Source organism: Actinoplanes sp. NPDC004185 (assembly GCF_053603475.1).
Genome location: NZ_JBSGFR010000001.1, coordinates 214181 through 233022 on the forward strand (window position 1 = coordinate 214181; position 18842 = coordinate 233022).

Below are 18842 nucleotides of genomic sequence, written 5' to 3' on the forward strand. Positions count from 1 at the left end.
GTGTGATCTCCTTCAGGTGAATCATCTGAGGAGGGCAGGCACGTGTCGTCGAATCAACGGCCGCTGGAAGCCGGCATCGTCCGCGACTTCAAGGTCAACATGTCGTACGGGCGGTATCTGCGGCTCGACCAGGTCCTCTCGGCGCAGCACCCGGTCAGCGTCCCCGAGCACCACGACGAGCTGCTGTTCATCCTGCAGCACCAGACGTCGGAGCTCTGGCTCAAGCTGATCCTGCACGAGCTGCGCGCCGTGCAGCGCAAGCTCGCCGCCGACGACCTGCGGCCCGCGCTCAAGGGACTGGCCCGGGTCAAGCACATCCAGCGCTGCCTCACCGAGCAGTGGTCGGTGCTGGCCACCCTCACCCCGTCGGAGTACGCCGAGTTCCGCAGCTTCCTGGGCACGTCGTCGGGCTTCCAGTCGTACCAGTACCGCGCGGTCGAGTTCCTGCTCGGCAACAAGGACCGCCGGATGCTGACGATCTTCGACGACGACCCGGCAGCGCAGGAGCTGCTGCTGGGCGCGCTGGAGGCGCCGACCGTCTACGACGAGTTCCTGCGCTACCTGGCCCGGCACGGCCACGACGTCCCGGCCGCGCTGCTGGAACGGGACGTGACCGAGGGCTACCGCTACCACGAGGAGCTCGTCCCGGTGTTCACCAAGATCTACGAGAACGCGGACGCCAACTGGGAGGCGTACGAGGCCTGCGAGGAGTTCGTCGACCTGGAGGAGAACTTCCAGCTCTGGCGCTTCCGCCACCTCAAGACCGTGGAACGCACGATCGGCTTCAAAGCCGGCACCGGCGGCTCCAGCGGCGTGAACTTCCTGCGCAAGGCCCTGGACCTGACTTTCTTCCCCGAGCTGTACGCGGTCCGGACCGAGATCGGGGTGCTGGAGGCGTGAGCGACGACCTGCTGGCCCGGGCCGAGGCCCTCGACGCCGCCGACCCGCTGGCCCACCTGCGCGAGCGTTTCCTGACCCCGGACGGCTTCGACGTCGTCTCGTACCTGGACGGCAACTCGCTGGGCCGGCCGCTGCGGGCCACCGCCCAGCTGCTCGACGAGTTCGTCCGCGAGCAGTGGGCCGGCCGGCTCATCCGCGGCTGGACGGACGGCTGGCTGGAGTGGCCGCTGCAGCTCGGCGACCGGCTCGGAGCGGTCGCGCTCGGCGCCGCCGCCGGCCAGGTCGTGGTGGCCGACTCCACGACGGTGCTGCTCTACAAGCTGTCCCGGGCGGCTGTCGACGCCCGCCCCGGCCGGCGCAAGATCGTGCTGGACACCGACAACTTCCCCACCGACCGGTACGTGCTGGAGGGCATCGCCGCCGAGCGTGGCCTGACCCTGGTGTGGATCGAGACGGACCCGGCCACCGGCATCACGCCGGCCCAGGTCGCGGCGGTGGTCGACGAGGACACCGCGCTGGTGCTGTTCAGCCACGTGGCGTACCGGTCGGGCTGGCTCGCCGACGCCGCGGAGATCAACCGGATCGCGCACGCCGCGGGCGCCCTGACGCTGTGGGACCTGAGCCACTCGGTCGGCTCGGTGCCGGTGCGGCTCGACGCCTGGGGTGCGGACCTGGCCGTGGGCTGCACCTACAAGTACCTCAACGGAGGCCCGGGCGCGCCCGCCTTCGGCTACCTGCGCCGCGAGCTGCAGGGCGAGCTGCGCCAGCCGATCCAGGGCTGGATGGGCCACCGGGCGGCGTTCGAGATGGGCCCGGGCCACGAACCGGCCGAGGGCGTACGGGCGCTGCTCAGCGGCACGCCGCCGATCCTGGCCATGGTCCCGCTGCACGCCAACCTCGACATGCTGGCCGAGGCCGGCATCGAGGCCGTACGGGCCAAGTCCGTGCTGCTCACCGGCTACGCGCTGGAGCTGGCCGACCGCTGGCTGGCGCCGCTGGGCGTCGAGGTGGTCAGCCCGCGCGAGCCGGAGCAGCGCGGCGGTCACGTCACACTGCGGCGGCCGGGCTTCGAGCAGCTGCTGGAGAGCCTGTGGGACAACGGGGTCATCCCGGACTACCGGCGCCCGGACGGCATCCGGATCGGCCCGGCCCCGCTGAGCACCAGCTTCGCCGAGGTGCACCGGGGCATGGCCGTCCTGCGCACCCTGCTCGAGAAACAGTCGTGAGCCCGGCGGTCCTGGACTGGCTGCTGCCGGACTCGCTGTGGTGGGACGGCCGGCTGCGGACCGGCGTGGCACTGGGGCCCGCCCGGCCGGTCGCTGAGGGCGGGGCGGCCGGCCGTTGGGAGGTCGTGCCGGTTGGCGAGGTGCCGGCCGGAGCGGCGCGGCGGCGGTTGCCCGGGACGGTGCTGCCGGGACTGTGCGACGCGCACGTGCACTCGGCGCTGGTGGATCTGGCGACGGTGCAGGCGGGGGGCATCTCGTCGGTCTGGGACCTGGGCGGGGTGCCGGCGAAGGTCGCGGCCGAGGCGGCGCGCGGTGCTCCGGCCGTACGCTTCGCCGGTCCGTTTTTGATCGCTCCCGGGGGTTATCCCAGCGATCGTTCGTGGGCGCCCGCCGGCAGCTGCCGCGAGGTGCGGTCGGCGGCGGACGCGGCCGCGGCGGTCGGCGAGGCGCACGCCGGCGGGGCGACGCTGATAAAGGTGACCGCGCATGCGGGCGGCCCGGTGCTCAGCGACGCGACGCTGGCCGCGGTGGCCGAGGCGGCCCACGCGGCGGCGCTGCCGGTGGTCGTGCACGCGGAAGGGCCGGGAACTGTGGCCGCCGCCCTGGCCGCCGGAGCCGACATGCTCGCGCACACCCCGTGGACCGAAGCCCTCGACGACGGACTGATCCGGGACAGCGCGGCCCGGATGACCTGGATCAGCACTCTGGATATCCACGGCTGGGGCGCCGCGACGCCCGAGCGTGACGTGGCGCTCGGCAACCTGCGGCGATTCCTCGGCCACGGTGGAAAAGTCCGCTACGGCACCGACCTGGGCAACGGTCCGCTACCGCCGGGGATCAACCCGCGGGAGCTGGGAGCGTTGCTGGAGGCGGGGCTGAGCCCGGCCGACGTCCTGGCCGCCGTGACCGATCCGGATCAGGGCGAACCGGCCTGGCTGCCGGCCGGCCTGGACCTGGATCCGGCCACCTTCGCCGGCTCGCTGGCCACCGCCCGCGTCCTGGGCCCACACGTGCGGCCGCGTTAGAGCCCGACCGTCTCGCCGGTGGTCGCGCTGATCCGGGCCGCGTCCAGCACGTCCATGTTGCGGACCGAGTCCCACGGGTCGACCGGGACCGGCGCCTCGCCGCGGACAGCCGCCGCGAACGCCGGGTAGTAGGTGTCCCACCGGCCGCGCTCGCTGCGGACCGGCGCGCCCGTGGCCCCGCGGTAGAGCCGTCCCCAGACGTGTTCCGGCTCGGCACCCCAGCGCTCGCCCAGGGCGGCGGGCGACCGGCCGGCCTTGAGCGCCGCCTCCTGCCCGTCGATGCCGTCGACGATGTACGTGCCGGTCGTGCCGCTGACCCGCAGGCGCGGACCCGGCGCCGCCTGCCGCCAGCTGCCCCACAGGTGCGACTCGACGCCGCTCTCGTGGTGAAGGGCCACGAAGACGTCGTCGTCCAGGTCGCCGTCGCCGCGCAGTTCCGCGTACACCCGGGTGCTCGGGCCGAAGAGCAGGTGCGCCTGGTCGACCAGGTGGGCACCGAAGTCGAGCAGCGTGCCACCGCCGGCCGCGGGCGGCTCCCGGTCCGGCGCCCAGCGCTCGAAACGGGACTCGAACCGGCGGACCTCGCCCAGCGCGCCCTCGCCGATCAGGCGCCGCAGGGTGAGCAGGTCGGAGTCCCAGCGGCGGTTCTGGTAGACGCTGAGCAGCACTCCCGCGTCGGCCGCCAGCGTGGTGACCTCGCGGGCCGCCTCCGCGTCCAGCGCGAACGGCTTGTCCACCACCACGGCCAGGCCGAGTGCGATCGCCTCCCGGGCCAGGGCCGCGTGGGTGGCCGCCGGGGTGGAGATGGCGACGGCCTCGGCGCCCGCCGCGGCGAGGTCGGCCAGCGAGTCGAAGGCGGGCACGCCGGGGTGGCCCTTGGCCAGTTCGGCGCGCCGCTCGGCGGAACGCGTCACCACACCCGCGAACTCGGCACCGTCCGCCGCCGCGAGCAGGGGGGCGTGGAAGATCCGCCCGCCTGAGCCGTACCCCACCAGTCCGATCCGTGTAGCCGTCATGGACCGGATCCTACGTCCCGCGATCTTCACCGCTGCCGGGCACCGGACGTCCGGGCCGCTCAGGCCGGTTGCAGCCGGTCGGGGTCGTAGCGCTCGACCCGGTTCTTGCCGTGCGCCTTGGCCGCGTACATGGCCTCGTCGGCGTGCCGGGTGAGCTCGCCGGCGCAGCACCCCGCGGTGGCCGCGGCGATGCCGATCGAGGCGCCGACCGTCACCGTGGCGCCGGTCAGCCGGACCGGGGCGACGATGGCGAGGCTCACTGCGCAGGCCGTCGCGTCGGCGTCGCCCGGCGTACCCAGCCCGGTCAGCAGGAGGGCGAACTCGTCGCCACCGAGCCGGGCGGCCACACTGCCGGGCCCGCCCGCGCCGGCGATCCGGCGGGCCAGTTCGACCAGCAGCTCGTCGCCGGCCGCGTGCCCGTACGTGTCGTTGACCGTCTTGAAATCGTCCAGGTCGATGAGCAGCAGCGCGGCACTGCCCGGCGCCCCGGCCGCCGTCGCCGCGTCCAGCTCCCGGAAGAACTTGTCGCGGGTGGGCAGCCCGGTGAGGTGGTCGTGGTGCGCCCGGTGGTCGAGCTCGGCGTGCGCCACGCAGGCCGCCTCCCCGAGCACCACCTGGTTCGACACCGTGCGGAACGCGGCCACGACGTCCTCGGCCACCGGGCTGCGCCCGCCGACCAGCAGATGCAGATCCGTGGAGAACGTCTCGACCCGCCAGTGCCGGAACTCGGGCGCCAGCTCCCCGAGCCCGCCCGGGCCGGTCACCATCGACTCGGGCACGGGCCGTTGCCGCAACGACTCCGGCAGACCGGCCACGGCCTTGACGAACAGGCCCCGCTCGTCCCGGCGCACGATCGCCATCGCGACCCCCGGCGTCAGGGCGACGATGGCGTTCGCCGCTTCCACGCCCAGCCGGCGCACGGCGGTCACCTCGGTCAGGCTGATCATGCGACTGCCGGTCTGCGCCAGCACCGCGTCGCGGGCGCTGACCCGTTCCTGGTGCCGCAGCGCCAGGTAGATGCCGCGCATCATCGCGCTCATCAGCACCAGCAACGGCAGCATGGCGACCACGGTCGGGGAGTGCCACGAGACCACGCGGCCGAGCGACACCGGCGAGATGGCCACGGCGATCGGGATCGCCGCGAACCCGCCGACCGTACGCACGATCCACAGGCCGGTCGGGCCGTACAGGCTCAGGGCCAGGGCGACCGCGAAGGCCAGCCCGATCGTCGCCAGCGGGTCCCGCAGGCCGGCACCCCCGATGGTGATCAGCACCGGCAGGGTGACCGAGTCCCACCACGGCGCGCGTCCGCGCAGATGGGTCAGCACGACCGCGACCATCACCAGCACGATGGCCAGGAACGACGCCCGGTGCCAGCTCGCCGACCGCTGCTCGTTGCCGATCTGGGCCAGGTCGGCGGCCAGCCCGAGACAGGCGATGATCATGGCGGCCAGCCGGGTGCGGTCCAGGTTGCCGGCGGGCAGCAGCTGCCGAAAGCGGGTCACGGTCACCCGATCGGTGAAAACTTCCGGAATCCGAGCCTTCCCGTGTCGGAAGGTTGACCGGCGCCCACAGCCCAGGCCGCGCCGAGCGACGATCGGTGCCATGGAGCCCGCACAGCTGGACCGCACCCCCTTCGCGGACCTCGACGCCATCCCGCCGGACATGTTCGCCATGCTGGTGGCCGCCCTCGAGGGCATGTCCCGCCACCCGGAGATCCGCCGGGTCCGGCACACCGCGTGGCAGGCCCTGCGCCCGGCCGCCGGGCAGCGTCTGCTGGACGCCGGCTGCGGGGCCGGCGACGTCGCCCGGGCCCTGGCGACGGCCGTCGCGCCGGGCGGCGAGGTGATCGCCCTGGACCATTCCGCGGCCACGCTGGCCGCCGCCCGCGACCGCCACGACGGCGGCGACATCCGGTACGTGACCGGCGACGTCTCCGACCTCGACCTGCCCGACGACAGCTTCGACGGCGTGTGGTGCGAACGGGTGCTGCAGCACGTCGACGACGCGGACGTGGCGATCGGCGAGCTGATCCGGGTGGTCCGCCCCGGTGGCCGGCTCTGCCTGCTCGACACGGACTGGGACTCCCTGGCCTTCGACGGCGTCGACACCGGGCTGGCCGACACGATCGTCGCGCACCTGCAGGGCCGGCTCACCCCGCGCCGGCTCGACATGGGCCGCACGCTGCGTCGCCGGCTGGTCGGCTACGGCCTGCGCGACATCAGCGCCATCCCGGTGACCTGCTACTTCCCCGACCCCGACTCGGCCGCGGTGGTGCTGCCGATGGTCAATCCCCGGGTCCCGCAGGAGTCCTGGATGACCCCGACCGGGCTGCGCGAGCGCTGGTTCGACCAGGTCGAGCAGGCCGGCGCGGACGGCGAGTTCCTCGCGGTCCTGACCATCTGGGTGGTCGCGGCGACTGTCTAGGGTTCTTCCACCCGGCGGAAGTGCTGGCGCTTCTTGCGGTCGTGCAGCACAAAACCGAGCCGGGCCAGCTCCTCGCGCAGGTCCCGGGCGTCGTCGCTGTCACCCTTGTCCAGGGCCTGCTGCCGGGCAGCGAAGAGCGCCGCCGCCCCCGCCGGGACATCCGGCAGGTCCGGCACCCAGCGCCGGTAGGAGCCGGCGTACGGGTCCTGCGCCGACCACACCGGACCGAAGGCGGCAGCGAGCCGGGCGACCGACAGGTGTGACGGCTCCCGGGCCAGCTCACGCCCGGTCGGCCCGAGCAGCACGAGCTGGTCGCCCTCGCGGTAGGCCACCGCCACGGCGCCGCGCGGCACTGCGCGCGTGGTGCCCGGCCGGGTCAGCGTCACCTGCGTCCCCGAGATGCGCACGGTCAGCGACTCCCGGTCGACGAGCCCGGCCAGCACCAGGCCGGCGATCGTGCCGAGCACCACCGCGCCGATCGTCGCCCCGGGCTCGCCCAGCCGGTCCACCAGGCGCAGCGGCCCCCGTACCGGAACGAACGGGATGCGCAGCACCCAGCCCGGCACCTCGCGGATCACCCAGCCCAGCCCGGCCCCGGCCGCCGGCAACGCCGTCCACACCGCCACCCGGGCCCACCACGGGGTCGCCACCATCGTCTCGTCCACGACCCAGGAGTCTTCGGGCCGTCGCCGGGCTCCCGCTACCGGCGGTGGTCGCACCCGCGTCGACCAAAGTCGACGCCGCGGCCGCCGACCGGCCACTGCGCGAGCCGGCCCCGGCACAGTACGGTCCAGTCATGAGGCGCCGGCTGGTCGAAGCCGCCCTGGCCGGCACCGCCGTGGCCCTGGGCAGTTTCTTCCTGGCGTCGACCCTGAGCGAGGGCGACGGCTGGCCGATCGGGGTGGAGCTGGTCGCCGGCGTGGTCGCGGTCACCGCCCTGATCCGGTACCGCCGCAGCCGCCCGGTCGCTCTCGCCCTCGTGCTGATCGTGCTGGGCCTGCTCTTCGGGCTGCCCATGGGCGCCACCCCCATCGCCTTGTTCTCCGTCGCTCTGTACCGCCCGGCCGCGGTGGCCGTCGCCGTCACCGCCGTGCATGCCGTCTCCCTGGCCACCGTCTACCTGATCGCGCTCGGCCCCACCCGCACCTACTGGGAGGCAACGACGTTCCTGGTGCTGCTGCACGTGATCCTCGTCGGGATCGGCATGCTGGTCCGCGCCCAGCGCCGGCTGGTCCGGTCCCTGGCCGAACGGGCCCGCGAGGCCGAGCAGGGCGAGGAGCTGCGCGTCGGGCAGGCCCGGCTGGCCGAACGGGAACGGATCGCCCGGGAGATGCACGACGTGCTGGCCCACCGGATCTCGCTGCTCGCCGTGCACGCCGGAGCGCTGGAGGTGCGCCGGGACGCCCCGCCGGGCGAACGGCTGGCCGCCGGGGTGATCCGGCAGAGCGCCTACGAGGCGCTGGAGGAACTGCGACAGGTGATCGGCGTGCTGCGGGAGCCGGCCGAGGACCGTCCGCAACCGACCCTCGACGACGTGCCCGCGCTCGTCGCGCAGTCCCGTGAGGCCGGGGAACAGGTGGAGCTGCGAATGGCCGCCGACGGGGTGCCGGCCGGGGTCGGCCGGCACGCCTACCGCGTCGTGCAGGAGGCGCTGACCAACGCCCGCAAACACGCGCCCGGCGCGCGCGTACAGGTCGCGGTCACCGGCCACGCCGAGCAGGGACTGGTCGTGGAGGTCGGCAACCTGCTGCGGGCCGGCGGCTCCGGGCTGCCGGGCTCGGGCACCGGACTGGTCGGGCTGCGCGAACGGGTGCAGCTCGCCGGCGGCCGCCTGGACCACGGTCCCACCGCCACCGGCGAGTTCCACCTGCGGGCCTGGCTGCCGTGGGCCCCGTGACCGCCGGGCCGCAGCCGGTACGCGTGCTGCTCGTGGACGACGACGCGCTCGTGCGGGCCGGCCTGACGATGATGCTGGCCGCGTTCGACGGCATCGAGGTGGCCGCCGCGGTCGCCGACGGCACGGAGGTCGCCGCCGCGGTCGGCACCCACCGCCCGGACGTGGTGCTGATGGACATCCGGATGCCCGGCATGGACGGTCTCACCGCCACCGAGTCGCTGCGCGCCCGCCGCGAACCGCCCGAGGTGATCGTGCTGACCACGTTCGACACCGACGCGCACGTGCTGCGGGCGATGCGCGCCGGCGCCAGCGGCTTCCTGCTCAAGCACACCCCGCCCGAGGAGATCGCGCGGGCGGTGCGCCGGGTCGCCGCGGGCGAGCCGATGCTCTCGCCCGAGGTGCTGCGCCGGATGATGAACCACGTCGCGGCCGCGGCGCACGACCCGGGACGCGACCGGGCCCGCGTGGCGCTGCAGCGGCTCAGCCCGGGCGAACACGACGTCGCGCTGCTCGTGGCGCAGGGCCGCACCAACCAGGAGATCGGTACGGCCCTGCGGATGAGCACGGCCACGGTCAAGGCGTACGTGTCGCGCATCCTCACCAAACTCGACCTGACGAACCGGGTCCAGGTCGCCCTGCTGGTGCACGACGCGCGTTAGACGACCGGGACCATCGCGGCGAGCAGGTCGTCGAGCGGGATGCTGGCGAAGCCGACCCGGACGTCGCTGGCCCCGTACGGCAGCCAGAACCGCCCCGCGTGCACCAGCCCGCCGCAGGAGTAGACGACGTTGGGGACGTACCCCTCGCGCTCGGTCTCGTCGGGCTCCAGCAGTCCGTGCGGCAGGTCGGCGATGACCCGCTCCGGGTGGTCGAGGTCGAGCAGCATCGCGCCGATCGCGTACCGCCGCATCGGGCCCACCCCGTGGGTCAGCACCAGCCAGCCCGCCGGGGTCTCCACCGGCGACCCGCAGTTGCCGACCTGGATCAGGTCCCAGCCGCGGTGCGGCATCAGCAGCGGCACCGCGTCCTGCCAGCGGTTCTGCTCGTCGCGGGTGCTCAGCCCCAGGGTCTCGCCGTCGGAGCGGCACAGCGCCAGGTGCCGGCCGTTCACCGTACGCGGGAACAGCGCCATGCCCTTGTTGCGGGCCGCCGGGCCGCGCAGCGCGGTGACCTCGAAGTGCCGCAGGTCGCGGGTGTGCATCATCCGCCCGCCGATGTGCCGCCCGTCGTACGCGGTGTAGGTGGCGTGGTACGCCATCCGCCCGTCCGGCTCCTCGACCTGCACGAAGCGGGCGTCCTCCATGCCGTTGCTCTCGGCCGGGGTGGCCGGCCACAGCACCCGCTCGTGCAGCGGCACCGTGGCCGGGAAGGTCACCGCGTAGTCGCTGGCCACGATGCGCCGGATGGCCTCCAGCGACTCGTTGGCGGTGGGCCGGGCCAGCAGCTCGCCGGGCAGATGGCCGAGGACGTCCTCGAATTCCTCGTCGTCGTAGCGGTCGGGCAGCGAGGAAAGCACGGTGGCGGTGATCTCGTTGTCCAGGTCCTCCTCGGCCAGCCCGGCGGCGAGCAGGTCCCGGTGGTGCTTGGCGCCGACCCGCTGGCCGATCATCAGCGGGCCGTCGCGGTCCTCGAGCCGGATCCGGTCGTCCGGGCCGAGCACCGCCGAGCAGAAGCCCACCGAGGAGATGTGCCCCTCGCCGATCTGCCGCAGGCTGATCGCCGCCCGCAGCTCGCCCGGCGCCAGATCGCTCTGATCGGGGTGCGGCACCATCGACGGGTTGCACAGCGCCGCCGCCTCGACGGAGAACTCGTGGCTGAAGTAGGCCCCGATCAGCGCCCGGGCGCTGGGGGAGAGCTCGATGTCCGGCGGCACCCGGTGCTGCACCAGGTCGTAGTGGTGCTGGAAGGTGGCGCAGATGTCGTGGTGGCGCCCGGAGAAGCGGGCCAGCACGTCGTCGAGCAGCCGGGTGATCTCGTCCTCGTCGAGCTGCAGGATCCGCTCGATGATCAATGAGGCCCGGTTCTGCCCGAGCTGGGCGTCCTCACCGGGCACGAAGAGCTTGATGACGACCCGCCGGCCGTCGGGCTGCATGGTGAGCGCGTGCCGCTGGGCGAGAGTGGTGGTCCGGACATCCTGAGGATCCATCGTTGCCGTCATGACTGAGCCTCCTTCGGCATGTCCTCATGGCCCTCACGGTCGCGGCCGTGGCCTGCCGCCGGGGGGTGACGCTCGGTGCAATCGGTCATGCCAGCCCGCCTGAGGGTCGGGTCGCGCTCCGCCCGGCCAGCGCGCGGGCGTGCTGGAGGGTGGAGACGAGTGCGAGGGTGGATTCGGCGCCTTGATTCAGGTTAGGCCCGTTCGGGGTCAATCCGTCATACCCGCCACCTGTCAGGGGGTCGTACATGACGGTGCCGGAGTCGTTGTCGCCCAGGAACCAGGCGATGGCCTGGAACAGCGGCGCGTCCCAGCGGTCGTCCCCGGTCACCGCCCCCGCGGTGGCGCAGGCGTCGGCCGTCGCGGCGGCCTCGATCGGCTGCTGGTCGTAGCGGTGCCGAGGGACGTCCGGCCGCCAGCCGCCGACCGGCACAGTGGACAGGTGGCCCTGGTGCTCCTGCGTCCGGCACAGCCAGCTCAGCATCCGCAGCCCGTCGGTGAGCAGCGGCTCGTCGCCGAGCAGGTCACCGGCGGCGATGAGGACCTCGGCCAGGGCCGGGTTGGCGTAGGTCAGTTCGCGTTCCGGCCACACCCATTCGGGGTCGGAGTCGGGCAGCCCGACCACGGTGGCGGCGTCGCCGAGCAGTTCGGCCGCCGTGCCGGCGCGCGGGTCGGCGCGCAGCACCTCGGCCGCGCCCAGGCCGGCGAAGGCCATCGCCCGGGGCCAGGGTGAGCGCTTGCGCGCCGCGATGGTGAACGCCGTACGGGCCTCCGCCCGGATCCACGGCACCGGGCAGCGACCGGCCGCCGTGCCCAGCGCCCACACCGCCCGGCCCCACCAGTCGCCCAGGTCGGGCTCGTCCAGCCAGCGCCGGTCGTAGCTGAGCCGGTTGTGGCACCGGCCGTCCGGGGTCAGGGCGTGGGTGAGGAAGCCCAGGTAGCGTTCGGCCAGCCCGGCCACCAGGGCGGTGGGCTGCGGTTCCCGGCTGGCCACGAGCAGCCCGCGGGCCACGTCGTCGACGCAGTAGCCGTGCTCGCGCCGCGGGGTGGCGTGCCGGGCGTGTTCGAGCAGCCCGGTGTCGTCGGAGAGCCGGGCGATCTGGGACCAGTTCGGTTCGGGTGCGTCGACGAGCCGGATCGGCGGCGGCACGAGCCGCAGCGAGACGCTCACGCGGGTACAGGGGCGGTGGCGGGCGTGCGGTCCTGCACCAGACGGGTGGCCAGGGCCTGGTAGCGGGCGGCCACGGCGGGCCAGCGCAGGGTCGGGGCGCCGTCGAGTCCGTTGAGATGCGGCGCCGCGTCCGGGGTGGACAGCAGGTGCCGGATCGCGGCGGCCATGGCCGGCGGGTCCTGGTGCGGTACGAGCAGGCCGGGCCCGTCGGCGAGCAGTTCCACCGCGTGCGGGAACTCGGTGGCCACCACGGGCACCCCGGCGCCGACGGCCTCGATGAGCACCCCGGAGGTGACCTGCTCGGTGGAGTCGTACGGCAGCACCACCACGTCGGCCGAGCGGATCAGCCGGCTCAGCGTCGCCTGGTCGTGGTAGACGTCGTCCCACCGGACGGCGTCGGCCACGCCCAGCTCGGCGGCCAGTGCCTTGAGCGACTCGCGGTAGACGTCGCCGTGGTGCTCGAGCACCTTGGGGTGGGTCCGTCCGGCCACCGTGTACGCGGGCATCGGGCTGAGGTCGCGCAGCAGGGCGAGCGAGCGCAGCGCCCACTCGATGCCCTTGCCGGGCCCGAGCAGCCCCCAGGTGAGCAGGTGCGGGACGTCGTGGGCCTCGCGCGGGGCGCTGGAGTGGCTGCCGGCGCCGTGCGGGATGACCGTGACCTTGCGGGCGTCGATCCGGTAGCCGGCGCTCAGGCGCTGCCGGGCCGTGTCGGTCATGGTGACCACGGCGTCGGCGGCGGCCACGATGCGTTCCAGCACGACGCGCTGGGTGATCGACGGCGTGCTGAGCACGGTGTGCAGCACGACGATCGTCGGCACCTTGAGGGCGCGCAGCAGCGGCAGCACCTCGTCGCCGTCGACGCCGGGGTAGATGCCGTACTCGTGCTGGACGATCGCGACGTCGAAGCGGTTGAGCACGTTGGCCGCGGCCACCCAGCCGCCTGAGGTGTCGGTGTGCCAGGTGTGCGCGACCCGCGGCGCCGTACGGTCGACCGCCAGCCCGCCCCCGACGGCGTCGGCGGAGAGCAGCCGGACCACACCGCTGCCGGGCGTGCCGCCCGTCAGGTGACTGGCGAGCGCCGCGTTGAACGTCGCCAGACCGCATTGGGTGGGGGGATAGGTGCTCAGGAAACCGTAGGTCGCGGGCATTGACGGGCCTTTCTGATCAGAGGCTGCCTCCCCGCAGCACAAACCGGCGCGCGCGGGCGTGGAGCGTGAGCGCACGCTTCAGCTTTCGGCGGCGACGGACGGTAAGAAAATGCCGCAATTCGGTAATAAGACATTAACAAGAACGGCTGTTCAGCCGACCAGATCGCGGTAAATCGCCAGGTAGTCCTCGACCATGCGGTCCGCGCCGAAGCGCGAGCGGGCCCTCGCCCGGCAGGCCGAGCGGTCCAGCCGGGCGACGTCGGCCACCGCGGCCACGGCCTGATCGACGTCGTCGACCAGCCGGCCGGTGAGACCCTCGTCGACCACCTCGGGCATCGAACCCTTGCGGTACGCCACCACGGGCGTCCCGCAGATCATCGACTCCACCACGGAGAGCCCGAACGGTTCGGCGAACAGGATCGGGTGCAACAGGGCGGCGCTGCCCCCGAGGATCGCGGCCCGTTGCGCCGGTCCGACCGAGCCCAGGTAGACCACCCGGTCCCCGTCGATGTGCGGTTCCACCTGCTCGGCGAAGTAGCGCCGGTCCTGCACGATCCCGCAGAGCGTCAGCCGGCGGCCGGCCCGGCGGGCGATCTCGATGGCGGTGTGCGTGCCCTTGTCCGGGTGGATGCGCCCGAACGCGACCAGGCCGTCCCCGCCCGCCGGATCGAACGGCAGCCCTTCCAGGTCGACGCCGTGGTAGACGGTGGCCAGGTAGTCCAGGTCAGGGGAGCGGTCGGCGTCCGAGATGGAGACGAAGTGTGACCGGCCCCGCCGGTACGCCGGCAGGATGTTCGGCCCCGAGAAGCCGTGCACCGTGGTCAGCATGGGCGCCCGGCAATGCGCCGAGAACGCCAGCGGCAGCCAGTCGAGGTGGTTGTGGACCAGGTCGAAGTCGCCGGAGCGCTCCAGCGCGTACGAGACGTGCAGGGCCTCCCAGACCCGGCCGTCGAGCTCCGGGGTGTCCTCGTAGCCGCTCGGGCAGATGCCGTCGAGAGTGGCCTTGGTGACCGAGTCGAGCGTGGCGAACAGCGTCACGTCTATCCCGCGGGCGGTCAGGCCCTCGGCGAGCAGACTGGTGATCAGCTCCCAGGGTCCGTAGTGAACCGGCGGGGTGCGCCAGGCGACCGGTCCGAGCAGCGCCACTCTCATGCGCCCCAGTATGGGAGCGGAACGGGTGTTTCGCGGGCGGTTCCCGTGTTAAGGAGTGACTATGCAGAACCCCTGGTGGCACCGCGCCGTCGTTTACCAGATCTATCCGCGCAGCTTCGCCGACTCCGACGGGGACGGCCTGGGTGACCTGCGCGGGATCAGCGCGCACCTGGACCACCTCGCGGGTCTGGGCGTGGACGTGATCTGGCTGTCCCCGGTCTACCCGTCGCCGCAGGACGACAACGGCTACGACATCAGCGACTACCAGGACATCGATCCGGTCTTCGGCGACCTGGCCGGTTTCGACGAGCTGCTGGCCGGGGTGCACGCCCGCGGCATGAAACTGATCATGGATCTGGTGGTGAACCACAGCTCGGACGAGCACCCGTGGTTCGCCGAGAGCCGCTCGTCGAAGGACAACCCGAAGCGCGACTGGTACTGGTGGCGCCCGGCCCGCGACGGCATGGAGCCCGGTACCCCCGGCGCCGAGCCGACCAACCGGGGTGCGGCGTTCGGGGGCCCGGCCTGGGAGTACGACCCGGCCACCGGCGAGTACTACCTGCACCTGTTCAGCCGCAAGCAGCCCGACCTCAACTGGGAGAACCCGGAGGTCCGCGAGGCGGTCTACACGATGATGAACTGGTGGCTGGACCGCGGCGTGGACGGCTTCCGGATGGACGTCATCAACTACATCTCCAAGGACACCACCCTGCCGGACGGCCCGGTGCGGCCCGGGATCGCGTACGGGGACGGCTCGGCGTCCTACATGAACGGCCCGCGGATCCACGAGTTCCTGCACGAGATGCACGAGCGGGTCTTCGCCGGCCGCTCGCAGGAGCTGCTGACCGTGGGCGAGATGCCGGGCGTGACGATCGACGAGGCGAAGCTGTTCACCGACCCGGCCCGCGGCGAGGTCGACATGGTCTTCCAGTTCGACCACGTCTGGGTCGACCGGGGCGCGGATCCCTGGCTGCTGTACCCGTTGCGGCTCACCGACCTCAAGGCGATCCTGGGCCGCTGGCAGTCCGGGCTGGCCGGGGTCGGCTGGAACAGTCTCTACTGGAACAACCACGACCAGCCCCGGGTGGTCTCCCGCTTCGGTGACGACTCACCGCGGTACCGGGTCCGGTCGGCGCAGATGCTGGGCGCGGTGCTGCACCTGCATCGCGGGACGCCGTACGTCTATCAGGGCGAGGAGCTGGGGATGACGAACGCGCCGTTCGCCACCATCGCCGACTTCCGCGACATCGAGGCCCTGGGCCAGTACGTGCAGGCCGTCGAGCAGGAGGGCCGCTCCCCGGAGGACGTGCTGACGGTGCTGCGGGCCCGCGGTCGGGACAATGCGCGGACGCCGATGCAGTGGGACGCCTCGCCGCAGGCCGGCTTCACGACCGGCCGGCCCTGGCTGGCCGTCAACCCGAACCACATCGAGGTGAACGCGGAGGCCGCGGTCAAGGACCCGGACTCGGTCTACCACTTCTACCGCAAGCTGATCGCGCTGCGGCACGAGGAACCGGCGGTCGTCTACGGCGACTTCACGATGCTGCTGCCGCACGACGAGCGGCTGTACGCCTTCACCCGGGCCCACGGCGACACGACGTTGCTGGTCATCGGCAACTTCTCGGGGGAGACCGTCCGGGCCGAGATCGACGACGCCGCGGCGTGGGGAGCAGCGGAACTGCTGCTCACCAACGCCGCGGCGCCCGAGGATCTGGTCCTGCAGCCGTGGCAGGCCGTCATCTACCGCCGGATCAGCCGGTGATCGTGTCCCAGGAGAAGGCCAGCAGCGCGAAAGCGGCGCCGAGCAGGGCCAGCGAGACGCCCCGGGTGCCGATCGGCAGCGCGGCGAGCACGAGCAGGATGACGGCGATGATGTAGAAGAGAGCCTGGATGCTCATTGGTGTTCCTCAATTCGTGTGGGGGGTGCGGCGCGGCATGTACCCCCCGGCCGAGTCGAGCTAAACAACCGAGACCATCCCGTTGTACTGGTCAGGCCGGGCTGGCCTGCCGCACATCGGCCTGCTCGCGCAGCGCCCAGCGGCGGGCCAGCACGGTGGCGCCGGTCAGCGCGGCCAGCACCAGCAGCATCTCGGTGAGCACGACGGGCGCCCAGGTGCTGAAACCGGTCAGCGCGGCGAAGCCCATGGTGATCGGCGTGATGACGATGCCGGCGAGGGGCAGCAGCAGGCACATCGCGTGCACGGTCGCCCGGATCCGCGGCAGCGCGCGCAGGTGGTAGCCGACGGCGGCCACCGCCCCGACGACGACGATCACGGCTGGGATGCCGTAGTAGACCGCGACGGCGACCTGCACCGGCACATGCGTGCGGCCGGGCGTGTCGAAGAAGCGCCCGGCGGCCCGGAAGAGCAGTAGGAAGAAGGCGAAACCGGCGGCCGCGCCGAGCGCCGCGCCGGTCAGCGACGTGCCGACCAGCCGTCCCAGCTCCGGTGGCTCCCGCCGGACGCCGGCCTCGTCGGCGAGCCGCCGCGCGAACGCAGGCACGTCCTCGCCGAGCAGCTGCTGCGGGGCGACTCCGTCCGCGGCGGCCGACTCCAGATCCAGCCGCAGGTCGGCGGCCAGCGCCTCGCGGTCGGCGCGCTGCACGCCGTGGTGCCGCCAGGCGCGGTCGGCGGTGGTCAGCGCGTCGTCGATGGGGTCCACGGTCAGCTCCTCGGGCTCTCGGTGACGGTGCCGCTCAGCATGGCGTCGACGACGCCGACGAACCGGGCCCACTGCTGCTGCCACGATCCCAGCCGGGCGCGGCCGGCGTCGGTCAGCGCGTAGACCTTGCGCGGTGGGCCGGCCGGGCTGGCCTGCATCTCGTCGGCGACCAGCCCGAGCCGGCGCATGCGCGTCAGCAGGGGATAGACGGTGCCGTAGCCGACCGCGTCGATGCCGGCCGCCTCGACCCGGCGGACCAGCTCGTAACCGTGGGCGGGCTCGCGGGCCAGCAGGGCGAGCAGGCACATGTCGAGCGCCCCCCGCAGCAACTGGGTCTGCCGCTCGGCGTCCCCCGGATCGGTCGCTATCATGCGTCACATAATAGCGCCGGTATTAGGCGGCGCCAAGTACCTCCCGGTGCAGCGGGAGGATCACCGCGGACGGGTGGTCCGGATCGTGGTGCAGGGTCGTGCGGGTGGTGACCAGCTCGGTCGCGGAGGCCAGCGGTTCGCCGGTGCCGTAGTTGCGGGCGAAGCGGGGATGCGCGCCCCCGCTGACCTGCAGGCGGATCCGGTGGCCGGGCTCGAAGCGGTGACCGGTCGCGCCCAGGGGCACGGTCACCAGGTCGGCGTCGGCGTGGTCCGGGGTCAGCCGGGTGAAGCCGTCGCACACGTTCACCGAGCGGCCGTCGGGGTGCACGTCGCAGAGGCGGACGAACAGGTCGAAGTGGCCGGTGCTGCCGGCGGCGTACAGCTCCGCGCTGGGCGTACCGATGATCTCCAGGGCCGTGGTCAGCGGCGCGGTGGTGAAGGTCCGGACGTCGGACCGCGCCTCCAGGGTCTTGTTGTCCCGGGCCCCGGCCGTGCGGGACTGCAGCTGGCCGGCGAACGACGGCGTCGGGTCGGCCGGGTCGTAGTCGAAGGTGGTGCGGCCGGCGTCGAGCTCGCCCAGCTCGCCTTCCGGCCGCAGGTGGTAGCGGACCGGGGTGCTCGGCGGCGGCCACGCGTTGAGCTCGCGCCATGCGTCGTTGACGTGCACCCGGATCCGGGTCCCGCGTTCGCCCTCGCCGCGCAGGTGCACCCGCAGGTGCTCCAGAGCGTCCGCGAAGACCACGGCCCGGCCCTGCTCGAACAGCGAGGTGTGGGTCCAGGGGCCGATCATGAGGGTCGGCTCCTGGCCGGCCCGGCGCAGCCGGGCGTACTGCCGCAGCGTCTGGTCCAGGGCCAGGTCGTGCCAACCGGAGACCAGGCTCACCGGCACGGTCATCCGGTCCGCCGCCGGCCCGGCGTCGGCGCCGGCCCAGAACAGGTCGTCCTGGTACGGGTGGGTGAGCCAGTCCTCGAACTCCGGCCGCCGGCCCCCGAGTGCCCGGCGGTAGGAGTCGAGGAGTGGCACACCGCGCACGGCATGCCGCAGATGCCGCGCCAGCCGCAGCAGGGCCCGCAGGTATCGGCCCGTGCCCGCCCCCTGATGGAAGAACGTCACGCCGGCGACCAGGGCCAGCTCCAGCCGGAACGCGCAGTGCTGGCCGGGGTACATGCCGTCGTAGAAATCGTGCACGGGGACCTGCAGCACGGCCGCCCGCCACTCGGGTGGTGGGTCCAGGCCGAGGGCCCACTGCGCATAGCTGAACTGGCTCGGCCCGATCGTCGCGAAGGCGCCCGGGAACCACTCCTGCTTGCGCAGCCAGTCGACCGTCGCCTGGCCGTCGGCGGCCTCGTTGCGCCAGATGTGGAAGTCGCCGCCGGAGCCGCCGGTGCCCCGGGTGCTCTGCAGGATCACGCGGTAGCCCTGGGCGGCGAAGGAGGCGCCGAACAGCGAGTTCCAGGGGAAGCCGCGGCCGTAGGAGGTGCGGATCAGCAGTACCGGGCACTCCTGGTCGGTGACCGGCGCGTAGTGGTCGGTGATCAGCGGGCTGCCGTCGGCCGCGGGCACCTCGATCCCCGGCTCCCACCGCACCTCGTACGGCATGGCCTCCCGCGCGCGGCGGCGCAGCAGGCGAAGGAAAAATGGCAGTCGTTCCATGACCGGACCCCTTTCCCGTACGTTGTACTGAAAATAGCA

Annotated in this window: 18 protein-coding genes; 7 read left to right on the forward strand and 11 right to left on the reverse strand. The window is 73.1% G+C overall.

Annotation, left to right across the window (positions count from 1 at the left end):
- Positions 1–42: 42 nt before the first annotated feature.
- Genes kynA through ACWEOZ_RS00935 form a run of 3 tightly spaced genes read left to right on the forward strand, consistent with a single transcriptional unit; the run spans position 43 to position 3151 of the window.
- On the forward strand, positions 43–900 hold the full coding sequence (kynA, locus tag ACWEOZ_RS00925) for a tryptophan 2,3-dioxygenase (RefSeq protein ID WP_451908704.1): 858 nt from the start codon (positions 43–45) through the stop codon (positions 898–900).
- Positions 897–2126: a kynureninase gene (gene kynU / locus ACWEOZ_RS00930; RefSeq protein ID WP_451908705.1), complete on the forward strand. Its 1230-nt coding sequence runs from the start codon at positions 897–899 to the stop codon at positions 2124–2126. The genes kynA and kynU overlap by 4 nt, the downstream gene beginning before the upstream one ends.
- Complete coding sequence (locus ACWEOZ_RS00935; protein ID WP_451908706.1) at positions 2123–3151, forward strand: amidohydrolase family protein; 1029 nt, start codon at positions 2123–2125, stop codon at positions 3149–3151. Before kynU ends, ACWEOZ_RS00935 begins: the two co-directional genes overlap by 4 nt.
- Here the strand turns inward: ACWEOZ_RS00935 and ACWEOZ_RS00940 are convergent.
- Both ACWEOZ_RS00940 and ACWEOZ_RS00945 read right to left on the reverse strand, forming a co-directional pair.
- Positions 3148–4167, reverse strand: coding sequence for a Gfo/Idh/MocA family protein (locus ACWEOZ_RS00940; protein WP_451908707.1), 1020 nt, complete (start codon positions 4165–4167; stop codon positions 3148–3150). The genes ACWEOZ_RS00935 and ACWEOZ_RS00940 overlap by 4 nt on opposite strands.
- Positions 4168–4226: 59 nt before the next feature.
- A complete protein-coding gene (locus tag ACWEOZ_RS00945) occupies positions 4227–5672 on the reverse strand; it encodes a diguanylate cyclase domain-containing protein (RefSeq protein WP_451908708.1) in 1446 nt (481 codons plus the stop codon).
- Between the two features lie 100 nt (positions 5673–5772).
- Between ACWEOZ_RS00945 and ACWEOZ_RS00950 the strand changes: the two genes are divergently transcribed.
- The gene (locus ACWEOZ_RS00950; protein ID WP_451908709.1) at positions 5773–6594 is read left to right on the forward strand and encodes a methyltransferase domain-containing protein; all 822 of its coding nucleotides are present in this window, start codon (positions 5773–5775) and stop codon (positions 6592–6594) included.
- Here ACWEOZ_RS00950 and ACWEOZ_RS00955 read toward each other — a convergent pair.
- Entirely contained in the window at positions 6591–7259 is a 669-nt protein-coding gene (locus ACWEOZ_RS00955; protein WP_451908710.1) for a YqeB family protein, read from the reverse strand. The two genes, ACWEOZ_RS00950 and ACWEOZ_RS00955, sit on opposite strands and share 4 nt — an antisense overlap.
- 131 nt (positions 7260–7390) lie before the next feature.
- On the opposite strand from ACWEOZ_RS00955, the gene ACWEOZ_RS00960 reads away from it, so the two are divergent.
- Together ACWEOZ_RS00960 and ACWEOZ_RS00965 are read left to right on the forward strand one after the other, a co-directional pair.
- A complete protein-coding gene (locus tag ACWEOZ_RS00960) occupies positions 7391–8491 on the forward strand; it encodes a sensor histidine kinase (RefSeq protein ID WP_451908711.1) in 1101 nt (366 codons plus the stop codon).
- 68 nt (positions 8492–8559) lie between these two features.
- Complete coding sequence (locus tag ACWEOZ_RS00965) at positions 8560–9150, forward strand: response regulator (protein ID WP_451908925.1); 591 nt, start codon at positions 8560–8562, stop codon at positions 9148–9150.
- On the opposite strand, the gene ACWEOZ_RS00970 is transcribed toward ACWEOZ_RS00965, so the two are convergent.
- From ACWEOZ_RS00970 to ACWEOZ_RS00985, 4 genes are all read right to left on the reverse strand, one after another.
- Positions 9147–10649: a glycoside hydrolase family 130 protein gene (locus ACWEOZ_RS00970; RefSeq protein WP_451908712.1), complete on the reverse strand. Its 1503-nt coding sequence runs from the start codon at positions 10647–10649 to the stop codon at positions 9147–9149. The genes ACWEOZ_RS00965 and ACWEOZ_RS00970 overlap by 4 nt on opposite strands.
- Positions 10650–10734: 85 nt before the next feature.
- A complete protein-coding gene (locus ACWEOZ_RS00975) occupies positions 10735–11817 on the reverse strand; it encodes a glycosyltransferase (RefSeq protein ID WP_451908713.1) in 1083 nt (360 codons plus the stop codon).
- The gene (locus ACWEOZ_RS00980; protein WP_451908714.1) at positions 11814–12965 is read right to left on the reverse strand and encodes a glycosyltransferase; all 1152 of its coding nucleotides are present in this window, start codon (positions 12963–12965) and stop codon (positions 11814–11816) included. Before ACWEOZ_RS00980 ends, ACWEOZ_RS00975 begins: the two co-directional genes overlap by 4 nt.
- 150 nt (positions 12966–13115) lie before the next feature.
- Positions 13116–14117, reverse strand: coding sequence for a glycosyltransferase family 4 protein (locus tag ACWEOZ_RS00985; protein WP_451908715.1), 1002 nt, complete (start codon positions 14115–14117; stop codon positions 13116–13118).
- Positions 14118–14178: 61 nt separating this feature from the next.
- Between ACWEOZ_RS00985 and ACWEOZ_RS00990 the strand changes: the two genes are divergently transcribed.
- Complete coding sequence (locus ACWEOZ_RS00990; RefSeq protein WP_451908716.1) at positions 14179–15879, forward strand: alpha-glucosidase; 1701 nt, start codon at positions 14179–14181, stop codon at positions 15877–15879.
- Here the strand turns inward: ACWEOZ_RS00990 and ACWEOZ_RS00995 are convergent.
- From ACWEOZ_RS00995 to ACWEOZ_RS01010, 4 genes are all read right to left on the reverse strand, one after another.
- Positions 15869–16015 carry a hypothetical protein gene (locus ACWEOZ_RS00995; protein ID WP_451908717.1) on the reverse strand — a complete coding sequence of 49 codons (147 nt, stop codon included), beginning with the start codon at positions 16013–16015 and terminating at the stop codon, positions 15869–15871. The genes ACWEOZ_RS00990 and ACWEOZ_RS00995 overlap by 11 nt on opposite strands.
- Before the next feature lie 91 nt (positions 16016–16106).
- Positions 16107–16778, reverse strand: a complete 672-nt coding sequence (locus ACWEOZ_RS01000; RefSeq protein WP_451908718.1) for a hypothetical protein — start codon at positions 16776–16778, stop codon at positions 16107–16109.
- 2 nt (positions 16779–16780) lie between these two features.
- A complete protein-coding gene (locus ACWEOZ_RS01005) occupies positions 16781–17149 on the reverse strand; it encodes a PadR family transcriptional regulator (RefSeq protein WP_451908719.1) in 369 nt (122 codons plus the stop codon).
- Between the two features lie 22 nt (positions 17150–17171).
- The gene (locus tag ACWEOZ_RS01010) at positions 17172–18803 is read right to left on the reverse strand and encodes a CocE/NonD family hydrolase (protein ID WP_451908720.1); all 1632 of its coding nucleotides are present in this window, start codon (positions 18801–18803) and stop codon (positions 17172–17174) included.
- Positions 18804–18842 lie beyond the last annotated feature (39 nt).

Coding starts and splice junctions, on each gene's coding strand:
- ACWEOZ_RS01005 (WP_451908719.1), bottom strand. CDS start 17,149: ATGATAGCGACCGATCCGGGGGACGCCGAGCGGCAGACCCAGTTGCTG.
- ACWEOZ_RS00970 (WP_451908712.1), bottom strand. CDS start 10,649: ATGACGGCAACGATGGATCCTCAGGATGTCCGGACCACCACTCTCGCC.
- ACWEOZ_RS00940 (WP_451908707.1), bottom strand. CDS start 4,167: ATGACGGCTACACGGATCGGACTGGTGGGGTACGGCTCAGGCGGGCGG.
- ACWEOZ_RS00965 (WP_451908925.1), top strand. CDS start 8,560: ATGATGCTGGCCGCGTTCGACGGCATCGAGGTGGCCGCCGCGGTCGCC.
- ACWEOZ_RS00960 (WP_451908711.1), top strand. CDS start 7,391: ATGAGGCGCCGGCTGGTCGAAGCCGCCCTGGCCGGCACCGCCGTGGCC.
- ACWEOZ_RS00990 (WP_451908716.1), top strand. CDS start 14,179: ATGCAGAACCCCTGGTGGCACCGCGCCGTCGTTTACCAGATCTATCCG.
- ACWEOZ_RS00985 (WP_451908715.1), bottom strand. CDS start 14,117: ATGAGAGTGGCGCTGCTCGGACCGGTCGCCTGGCGCACCCCGCCGGTT.
- ACWEOZ_RS00995 (WP_451908717.1), bottom strand. CDS start 16,015: ATGAGCATCCAGGCTCTCTTCTACATCATCGCCGTCATCCTGCTCGTG.
- ACWEOZ_RS00980 (WP_451908714.1), bottom strand. CDS start 12,965: ATGCCCGCGACCTACGGTTTCCTGAGCACCTATCCCCCCACCCAATGC.
- ACWEOZ_RS01010 (WP_451908720.1), bottom strand. CDS start 18,803: ATGGAACGACTGCCATTTTTCCTTCGCCTGCTGCGCCGCCGCGCGCGG.
- ACWEOZ_RS00950 (WP_451908709.1), top strand. CDS start 5,773: ATGGAGCCCGCACAGCTGGACCGCACCCCCTTCGCGGACCTCGACGCC.